The following is a 774-nucleotide window of genomic DNA, read 5'->3' as shown; positions in this document are numbered from 1 at the left end:
CCTTTGCTGCAGAAGGACAAAATGTGTCTGTGCCCGTTAGCCATCAGCCGATAGATCCGGACGGCTCCGGCTTCGACTTGGTAGATCGCCAGCGCATGTTCGCCTTCACTATAGATGATCTGATCGGCTTTAAGTCGGATGGTCTGATCTTTCGACGTCGCGGGCACGACCGTGTAGCGACCGGGGAATGCCGGAGACGTTTGCTTCCCGACGATATGGCTTTGAAACATTTGGGCTGCCCCCCGTACACGTCGTAAGATACCGAATTGCCGCAAGCGCGCCTATTCGAAGAAGCCCTTACGTACTGCTACGGAAGCTCGAAATCACGGATAGGTGTATAAAGCGGGTTGCCCTCTTGGTGAGTGTCGCAGGAGGTTTCGATGGCGTCGAAAGACGAAGGAGACGGCGAGGCAGGCCCCGGAAGAGTGCGCGAGCAACTTGCCCGCATACTTGCCAGTTCGGAATTCCAGGCTCCCGAACGCGGACGCCGCTTCCTGGAATATGTTGTCGAAGAGGCGCTCGAAGGACGATGCGAGCAGCTGAAGGCTTATACGATTGCACAGGCGGTCTTCGGGCGTGATGCCACTTTCGACGCGCAGAACGATCCTGTTGTTCGCATCGAGGCCGGTCGCATTCGCCGCGCGCTCGAACGATATTATCTCATATCGGGTGGCGACAGCGCCTCCGGCGTCAACCACAGGGTTAAGCTGCCGCGACGGCGAAGATCCGCTTCATACTCCCGCCAGTTCGCCACTTTGAATTTCATTTTGCCGA

General features: G+C 57.2%; 1 protein-coding gene and 2 pseudogenes. 1 reads left to right on the top strand and 2 read right to left on the bottom strand.

Annotated features, from left to right (window positions below; genetic code table 11):
* A partial coding sequence (locus ACPYOJ_RS34560) for a cyclic nucleotide-binding domain-containing protein (RefSeq protein ID WP_481420256.1) occupies nucleotides 1-230 on the bottom strand: 230 nt, incomplete at its 3' end.
* Between the two features lie 150 nt (nucleotides 231-380).
* Here ACPYOJ_RS34560 and ACPYOJ_RS34555 point away from each other — a divergent pair.
* Nucleotides 381-671 (top strand): annotated as a pseudogene (locus ACPYOJ_RS34555) (hypothetical protein); the annotation flags it as partial.
* Between the two features lie 2 nt (nucleotides 672-673).
* Here ACPYOJ_RS34555 and ACPYOJ_RS34550 read toward each other — a convergent pair.
* A pseudogene (locus tag ACPYOJ_RS34550) lies at nucleotides 674-774 on the bottom strand (IS5/IS1182 family transposase); the annotation flags it as partial.

This window comes from Rhizobium sp. SVR5-9E, from assembly GCF_056755095.1.
This window is presented reverse-complemented; position numbering and strand designations above follow the sequence as displayed.